The 8,080-nt window shown below is 70.1% G+C and carries 6 protein-coding genes; 3 read left to right on the top strand and 3 right to left on the bottom strand.

What is annotated here, in order from left to right; all coding sequences use genetic code 11:
* Positions 1–121: 121 nt before the first annotated feature.
* Positions 122–2,839, bottom strand: a complete 2,718-nt coding sequence (acnA, locus tag IEJ02_RS20180) for an aconitate hydratase AcnA (protein WP_317985850.1) — start codon at positions 2,837–2,839, stop codon at positions 122–124.
* 394 nt (positions 2,840–3,233) lie between these two features.
* On the opposite strand from acnA, the gene IEJ02_RS20175 reads away from it, so the two are divergent.
* The gene (locus tag IEJ02_RS20175) at positions 3,234–4,133 is read left to right on the top strand and encodes a LysR family transcriptional regulator (RefSeq protein ID WP_191066146.1); all 900 of its coding nucleotides are present in this window, start codon (positions 3,234–3,236) and stop codon (positions 4,131–4,133) included.
* Positions 4,134–4,223: 90 nt separating this feature from the next.
* The gene (locus tag IEJ02_RS20170) at positions 4,224–4,793 is read left to right on the top strand and encodes a Uma2 family endonuclease (protein WP_191066145.1); all 570 of its coding nucleotides are present in this window, start codon (positions 4,224–4,226) and stop codon (positions 4,791–4,793) included.
* 13 nt (positions 4,794–4,806) lie between these two features.
* On the opposite strand, the gene IEJ02_RS20165 is transcribed toward IEJ02_RS20170, so the two are convergent.
* Together IEJ02_RS20165 and IEJ02_RS20160 are read right to left on the bottom strand one after the other, a co-directional pair.
* Positions 4,807–5,166: a GntR family transcriptional regulator gene (locus tag IEJ02_RS20165; RefSeq protein WP_037959014.1), complete on the bottom strand. Its 360-nt coding sequence runs from the start codon at positions 5,164–5,166 to the stop codon at positions 4,807–4,809.
* A 1-nt stretch (position 5,167) separates the two neighbouring features.
* On the bottom strand, positions 5,168–6,151 hold the full coding sequence (locus IEJ02_RS20160) for an SdpI family protein (RefSeq protein ID WP_191066144.1): 984 nt from the start codon (positions 6,149–6,151) through the stop codon (positions 5,168–5,170).
* Positions 6,152–6,283: 132 nt separating this feature from the next.
* Between IEJ02_RS20160 and IEJ02_RS20155 the strand changes: the two genes are divergently transcribed.
* On the top strand, positions 6,284–7,813 hold the full coding sequence (locus IEJ02_RS20155; RefSeq protein ID WP_037959016.1) for a helix-turn-helix domain-containing protein: 1,530 nt from the start codon (positions 6,284–6,286) through the stop codon (positions 7,811–7,813).
* The last annotated feature ends 267 nt before the right edge of the window (positions 7,814–8,080 follow it).

Here is an 8,080-nt window from a genome sequence, read left to right as displayed (position 1 = left end):
CGCGGCCGTGCCGGGCGCGGCGCGGGCGCGGCATGCGGGATCACCCGCCGCGCACGCGGACGGGCCGCACCCCCGCCAGGGGTGCGGCCCGTCGCCGGCACCGTGAGCTGCTGAGCCGCGCTTACTTGCGGATCAGCGAGCGCAGCACGTACTGCATGATGCCGCCGTTGCGGTAGTAGTCCGCCTCGCCCGGGGTGTCGATGCGCACCTTGGCGTCGAACTCCACCTCGCCTGCCTTGACCTTCACCGTCTCCGGGATGCCGCCCTCGTTGAGCGCGGTGACGCCGGTGATGTCGAAGGTCTCCTCGCCGGTCAGGCCCAGCGACAGCGCCGAGGCGCCCTCGGGGAACTGGAGCGGGAGGACGCCCATGCCGATGAGGTTCGAGCGGTGGATGCGCTCGTACGACTCGGCGATGACGGCCTTGACGCCGAGCAGCGCGGTGCCCTTGGCGGCCCAGTCGCGGGACGAGCCGGAGCCGTACTCCTTGCCCGCCAGGATGACCAGCGGGATGCCGGCCGCCTGGTAGTTCTGCGAGGCGTCGTAGATGAAGGAGACCGGCCCGCCGTCCTGGGTGAAGTCGCGGGTGAAGCCGCCCTCGGTGCCGGGCGCGATCTGGTTGCGCAGCCGGATGTTGGCGAAGGTGCCGCGGATCATGACCTCGTGGTTGCCCCGGCGGGAGCCGTAGGAGTTGAAGTCGCGACGCTCGACACCGTGCTCGGTGAGGTACTTGCCGGCCGGGGTGTCGGCCTTGATCGCACCGGCCGGGGAGATGTGGTCGGTGGTGACCGAGTCGCCCAGCTTGGCCAGCACCCGGGCGCCGGCGATGTCCTCGACCGGGGCCGGGTCCATCGTCAGGCCCTCGAAGTAAGGGGGCTTGCGGACGTAGGTGGACTCCGGGTCCCACTCGAAGGTGTTGCCGGTCGGCACGGGCAGCGCCTGCCACTGGGCGTCACCGGCGAAGACGTCCTGGTAGGACTTGTTGAACATGTCCTCGCCGATGGCGTTGGCCACGACATCGTTGACCTCGGCCTCGGTCGGCCAGATGTCCTTCAGGAAGACCGGCTTGCCCTCCTGGTCGGTGCCCAGCGCGTCCGTGGTGATGTTCACCTTCATCGAACCGGCGATGGCGTACGCGACGACCAGCGGCGGGGATGCCAGGTAGTTCATCTTGACGTCGGGGTTGATCCGGCCCTCGAAGTTCCGGTTGCCGGAGAGCACCGAGGTGACGGCGAGGTCGGCCTCGTTGACGGCCTTGGAGACCTCGTCCGGCAGCGGGCCGGAGTTGCCGATGCAGGTGGTGCAGCCGTAGCCGACGAGGTTGAAGCCGACCTTGTCGAGGTAGGGGGTCAGGCCCGCCTTGTCGAAGTAGTCGGTGACGACCTTCGAGCCCGGGGCCAGGGTGGTCTTGACCCACGGCTTGCGGGTCAGGCCCTTCTCGACCGCCTTCTTGGCCACCAGCGCGGCGGCGACCATGACGTACGGGTTCGAGGTGTTGGTGCAGGAGGTGATCGCGGCGACGGTGACGGCGCCGTGGTCGATCTCGTACGTCGAACCGTCGGGGGCGGTGACCTGAGTCGGCTTGCTCGGCACGCCGTTGGAGACGGCCGGGGCGTCGGAGGCCGGGAAGGACTCCTTGCCCGCCTCGTCCTCCTCCGCCTCGGCGACGTAGTTGCGGACGTCCTGCGCGAACTGCGTCGCCGCCTCGGCGAGCACGATGCGGTCCTGGGGCCGCTTGGGGCCGGCGATCGAGGGGACGACCGTGGAGAGGTCCAGCTCCAGCTTCTCGGAGAAGTCGGGCTCGGCGGCCGGGTCCAGCCACAGGCCCTGCTCCTTGGCGTACGCCTCGACGAGCGCGACCTGCTGGTCGGAGCGGCCGGTGAGCCGGAGGTAGTTCAGGGTCTCGTCGTCGATCGGGAAGATCGCGGCGGTGGAGCCGAACTCCGGCGACATGTTGCCGATGGTGGCGCGGTTGGCGAGGCTCGTGGCCGCCACACCCTCGCCGTAGAACTCGACGAACTTGCCGACGACGCCGTGCTTGCGCAGCATCTCGGTGATGGTCAGCACGAGGTCGGTGGCGGTGGTGCCGGGCTTCAGCTCACCCGTCAGCTTGAAGCCGACGACGCGCGGGATCAGCATGGAGACCGGCTGGCCCAGCATCGCGGCCTCGGCCTCGATGCCGCCGACGCCCCAGCCGAGCACGCCGAGGCCGTTGACCATGGTGGTGTGGGAGTCGGTGCCGACGAGGGTGTCCGGGTACGCCTGGCCGCCCCGGACCATGACGGTGCGGGCCAGGTGCTCGATGTTGACCTGGTGGACGATGCCGGTGCCGGGCGGGACGACCTTGAACTCGTCGAACGCGGTCTGGCCCCAGCGCAGGAACTGGTAGCGCTCCTTGTTGCGGCCGTACTCCAGCTCCACGTTCTGAGTGAAGGCGTCGTTGGTGCCGAACTTGTCGGCGATCACGGAGTGGTCGATGACCAGCTCGGCCGGGGCCAGCGGGTTGATCTTCGCCGGGTCGCCGCCGAGCTCCTTGACGGCCTCACGCATGGTGGCGAGGTCGACCACGCAGGGCACGCCGGTGAAGTCCTGCATGATCACGCGGGCCGGCGTGAACTGGATCTCCTGGCTGGGCTGGGCCTGCGAGTCCCAGCCGCCCAGCGCACGGATGTGGTCGGCGGTGATGTTCGCGCCGTCCTCGGTACGGAGCAGGTTCTCCAGCAGCACCTTGAGGCTGTAAGGGAGCCGGGCCGACCCCTCGACCTTGTCCAGCCTGAAGATCTCGTACGATTCGTCGCCCACTTGCAGGGTGCTGCGGGCGTCGAAGCTGTTCGCCGACACGACAGTCTCCTTCATGCATGTTTTCGCGCGTACCACCGCAATGCTGCCGTCACATGCCCGCGCCGATCCGCTAAGGTATGACTAAGTTAGGTAAGCCTTACCGACGCGGGGCGGCGATGCGCCTTCCAGCAGATATCTCGATGTCGAGATAACTCTAGTACATCGCCCTCGTGCGGTCATGTCCTGCCCGGGTGCGAACGCGGTCCGGGTCGGCTCACCGGCGTTCACCGTGCTCACTCGCGTGCGGCGGTGTTCGCCCGTGGTGCTCTGCCGTGTGCACCCGTGTGCCGCCGTTGTGCTCACCCGTGTGCGCCCGTGTTCCCCGTCTTCCCCCGTCTTCACTGGTAAGGGTGATCGCCGACTGAGCCACCTCCGCCACCGCGATACTGCTGCCATGGACCCGCATCTGCTCCGCACGTTCGTCTCCGTGGCCCGCTGCGGATCCTTCTCCGACGCCGCCCATGAGCTGAGCTTCACCCCGGCGGCGGTCTCCGAGCACATCGCGTCACTCGAAGCGGATCTGCGGACATCGCTGTTGACCCGGCGGCCGGTCATGCTCACCAGCGCGGGCGCCCGGCTGCTGGAACACGCCGGTCCGCTGCTGCTCCGTCTGGACGCGGCACGGGCCGACGTCGAGCGGCTGTCGGGGTCGGGCGCCGCCCGGCTGGTGGTGGGGGCCTCACCGCTGGCGATGACCCCGAGAATCGCCGCGGCCCTGGAGCGGGTGCGGCAGGCGCATCCGGCCGCCAAAGCCTCCCTGCGGATCCTCGGCCGCCGGGAGATCCCGGCCGCGGTGGCGTCCGGGACCCTGGACCTGGGGCTGATCGACGGCCCGGCCACCCCCGCCGACGCGCTGCCGCTGCCCGAGGTGGGCCCGCTCACCGCGGTCACGGTCGCGGAGGCCCCGCTGGTGGTGGCCTTGCCCACCGGCCACCCGCTGGCCCGCCGCCTCGGCCTGCGGCTGGCCGACCTCGCCGACGCCCACTGGCTGGACGCCCCGGACGCCGCCATGCCGCTGGAGCAGCTGCGCGCGGTCAGCCGGACCGACGGCTTCCGCGCCTCGCTGACGTACGAGGGCACCGACGTCCGCGGCCTCCTCGCCCTCAGCGCCACCGGCCACGGCCTGGCCCTGCTCCCCCACCCCGCCACCAAGGGCACCCCCGGCATCGTCACGTCCCCCCTGATCGCCCCCCGCCTGGTCCACCGCACCGAACTCCTCCACGGCCCCGCGGTCGACGGCCCGGCCCGGACACTGGCGGCGGTGGTGACGGGGGATCGTCACCGGTATGGGTGACTACTGGGCACATTTGCCCATGCCCGTGGAGGATTGCGATAGACCTTGCGCAGTCGTCATGCTGCAACTACGCCGCCAGGTGGAGGACCGATGAGCGCGCAACCCCATTCGGAAACGGCTTCGTATGTGGCCGACGACCCCGAAACCGCATTGAAATACGCGATCCAGCACATCCGGGGGGATGACCGGGTGCAGATCGTGGAGGGGGTCATCGAACAGTTGTCACCGACGTGGGACCACGAGAACGCCGCCGATGTGATCCGCGAACAGATCGGGCCGGTGATGCGCAAGCTCGGCTGCAGAGCTGGGTCGGGAAATCTGGACTTGCCGGGCAGCAGCAATTGGTACGTACCGGATCTGGCCGTTGTGCCACGCGAACTCGCCAAAGGCGCCGGGGCCCTGCTCCCTGACCAGACCCTCCTGATCGTCGAGGTGACCTCCGACTCGAACGGAGACACCGACCGGGTCGTCAAGCGGCGCCGCTATGCCGAGTACGGCGCCCCGCTGTATCTGCTGGTCGACCGGCAGCAGCGCGCCTGCACGCTCTATTCGGTGCCCGGGAACCTCGGCTACACCAAGGTGGACGGCCCCCACCCCTTCGGCACCCCGCTCCCGCTCCCCGAGCCGTTCGGCCTGGAGCTGGACACCTCCGAATTCTGAATCCTGATCGGCCTCAGCCGCCCGCGAGGCGGGTTCTGACCAGGGTCAGGACCTCCTCGTCGGAGAGGCCCAGGGCGCGGGCCTGGTCCACCAGGCCCTGGACGCCCTCCAGGAGCCCGGCGCGGGCCCTGGGCTGGTCGCCGGTGACGACCGCGCCGCGGCCTCGGCGGAGTTCGATCAGGCCCTCCTCGCGGAGCCGCTGGTAGCCGCGCAGGACCGTGTGGACGTTGACGCCCAGGGATTCGCCGAGCGCGCGGGCGGCGGGGAGGCGTTCGCCGGGGCGTACGGTGCCGTCGGCGATGGCGCCGCGTACGGAGGCGGCGATCTGGTCGGCCAGCGGGACCGCGGAGCCGGGGTCGACGCGGAAGAGCATCTCAGCCGCGCTCCCCCGCCGTCGGGCGGTCGCGCTCGATCAGGGTGTTGAGCAGGGCGGCGGCGGTGGCGGCGTCGTCCACCGTGACCGCGAACTCCCGGCCCGTGGCGAGCGTCAGGAACAGCGCGTCGCCGGAGCGGAACACCAGGGCGCTGCCGCCGCCGCGGACCCGGTAGCCCCAGCCGCCGAGGCTCAGCGCGGCGACCTCACGGCTGGTGGCCCGCTCGATCCGGTCCAGCGGCATCCGCATCCGGGGCCGCGGGGCGAACCATAAGGCCACGGCGAGGCCCCGGCGGTCGACGGTCACCCGGCAGCGGGCCAGTGCCGTGCAGACCAGCCCGATGACGATCAGCCCCATGCCGATCAGCCACGCCGCCGTCCCCCGGCCCACGGGGACCAGCACAGCGGCCAGCAGCGCGGTCCCCGCGCCCACGGTGAGCAGCACGGGCGATCCGACGGTGCGCGTCCAGATGGCCACTTCGCCCTTGGTCAGCGGGAGCCGGGGCGCGGCGGCCCGGCGCCCGGCATCGGTCTCCGGCGCCACGTCACGGCTCGCGAGCAGCCATCCCAGCGCGCCCATGACGGCCGCGACGGCGAGGGCGATGCCCAACTGCCACAGGGGCTGGGAGACGCGGGAGGCGCGGGAGGCGTCGGCGTTGGCGAAGAGCAGGGAGGCGAAGGCGTAGCCCAGCAGTCCGGACATGCCGTAGCCGAGGGCGACCGCGAACCGCTGGACGCCGAGCCCCTTGGTCAGGCGGAGGGCGGGTACGAGGGTGAGGAGGCCGGAGCCGAGGAGGACGGCGGTGACCACCGAGAGGAACGCACCCGTACCGGTGAATCCGTCGGCCTTCCCGTCCGCGCCGAAATGCGTGGCGAGCGGATCCGGCAGCCGGTCGCGCAGCCCGGCGAACGCCGCCATGACCACGGCCCACGCCAGCGCGAAGGGCAGAACGACGATGAGCGCGCGCCGCCGGACAGGACGCATATCGACCCCTCACTTCACCACGCGTTCTCCCATTTGTTTGCATACTAATAGAACAATCGTGGGTGGAGAACCGCCACTCCTTCCACCTCCCCCGTCGCGTGTGCATCTCATATGTGAGATAACATCTCCCCCATGACTGACGACTACCTCTCACGTATCGGCAAGCTCATCCGTGACGCCCGTCAACACCGGGGCTGGACCCAGTCCCAGCTCGCGGAGGCCCTCGGCACCAGCCAGAGTGCGGTCAACCGCATTGAGCGGGGAAACCAGAACATCAGCCTTGAGATGATCGCCAGGATCGGCGAGGCCCTGGACAGCGAGATCGTCTCCCTCGGCTACGCGGGCCCGATGCACCTCCGGGTGGTCGGCGGCCGCCGGCTGTCCGGGGCCATCGACGTCAAGACGAGCAAGAACGCGTGTGTGGCGCTGCTGTGCGCCACGCTCCTCAACGCGGGCCGTACGACGCTGCGGAGGGTCGCCAGGATCGAGGAGGTCTACCGCATCCTCGAGGTCCTGGGCAGCATCGGCGTCCGCACCCGCTGGATCAACGACGGCGCCGATCTGGAGATCGTGCCGCCCGCCGAGCTGGACCTCGAGGCCATGGACACCGAGGCCGCGCGCCGGACGCGCAGCGTCATCATGTTCCTCGGCCCGCTGCTGCACCGGATGGACCGCTTCCGGATTCCCTACGCGGGCGGTTGCGACCTCGGCACCCGCACCGTGCAGCCGCATATGACCGCCCTGCGCCACTTCGGCCTCGAAGTGACCGCCACCGACGGGATGTACCACTCCCACGTCGACCGCTCGGTCGCCCCCACCCGCGCCATCGTGCTGACCGAACGCGGCGACACCGTCACCGAGAACGCGCTGCTGGCGGCCGCCCGGCACGACGGCGTCACGGTGATCCGCAACGCCTCGTCCAACTACATGGTCCAGGACCTCTGCTTCTTCCTGGAGGAGTTGGGCGTCAAGGTCGAGGGCGTGGGCACCACGACGCTGACCGTCCACGGCGTGGCCCACATCGACCGCGATGTCGACTACTCCCCCTCCGAGGACCCGGTCGAGGCGATGAGCCTGCTGGCCGCCGCCGTCATCACCGAGTCGGAGCTGACGATCCGCCGGGTGCCGGTGGAGTTCCTGGAGATCGAGCTGGCCGTCCTGGAGGAGATGGGGCTGGACCACGAGCGCGGCCGGGAGTACGCGGCGGACAACGGCCGCACCCGGCTGGTCGACCTGACCGTGCGCCCGTCCAAGCTGCAGGCCCCCATCGACAAGATCCACCCGATGCCGTTCCCCGGCGTCAACATCGACAACGTGCCCTTCTTCGCGGCGATCGCGGCCGTCGCCCAGGGCTCGACGCTGATCCACGACTGGGTCTACGACAACCGCGCGATCTACCTCACCGAGCTCAACCGACTCGGCGCCCACGTCAAACTCCTCGACCCGCACCGCGTCCTGGTCGAGGGCCCGACCCGCTGGCGCTCCGCCGAGATGATGTGCCCGCCCGCCCTGCGCCCCGCCGTGGTCGTCCTGCTGGCGATGATGGCCGCGCCGGGCACCTCCGTGCTGCGCAACGTGTACGTCATCAACCGCGGTTACGAGGACCTCGCGGAGCGGCTGAACTCGATCGGCGCCCAGATCGAGACCTTCCGCGACATCTGAGCACCCCTTCGGGGGCAGGCCGCCGCGATCCTCGGCCCAGCGGAGGGCTGTTTGAATGAATGACGGATAATCCTTGACAAGGTTTCGGCCGCGGGCAACAGTCTTCGCCGTGACGCCGCCGACGCCCTGTCCGAGGGCGGCCGCTCCGCGCCGTCCTGGACGATTTGCCTCGTATGGCGTGAATGCACCATTCGGTGCCTAGGTCCCGCCAAGAGTGGTCCACAGCCCCTTCCGGAACTATCGTCCGCTTCATACCGTCAAGGGCCG

Origin of the sequence: Streptomyces sp. 5-10, assembly GCF_014712245.1 — a bacterium.
In the GTDB taxonomy this organism is placed as follows: domain Bacteria; phylum Actinomycetota; class Actinomycetes; order Streptomycetales; family Streptomycetaceae; genus Streptomyces; species Streptomyces violaceusniger.
This window is presented reverse-complemented; position numbering and strand designations above follow the sequence as displayed.

What these genes read in the sequence shown, in the direction of transcription:
- IEJ02_RS20175 (WP_191066146.1), top strand. Translation starts at nt 3,234, where the DNA reads ATGGACCCGCATCTGCTCCGCACGTTCGTCTCCGTGGCCCGCTGCGGA.
- IEJ02_RS20170 (WP_191066145.1), top strand. Translation starts at nt 4,224, where the DNA reads ATGAGCGCGCAACCCCATTCGGAAACGGCTTCGTATGTGGCCGACGAC.
- IEJ02_RS20165 (WP_037959014.1), bottom strand. Translation starts at nt 5,166, where the DNA reads ATGCTCTTCCGCGTCGACCCCGGCTCCGCGGTCCCGCTGGCCGACCAG.
- IEJ02_RS20160 (WP_191066144.1), bottom strand. Translation starts at nt 6,151, where the DNA reads ATGCGTCCTGTCCGGCGGCGCGCGCTCATCGTCGTTCTGCCCTTCGCG.
- IEJ02_RS20155 (WP_037959016.1), top strand. Translation starts at nt 6,284, where the DNA reads ATGACTGACGACTACCTCTCACGTATCGGCAAGCTCATCCGTGACGCC.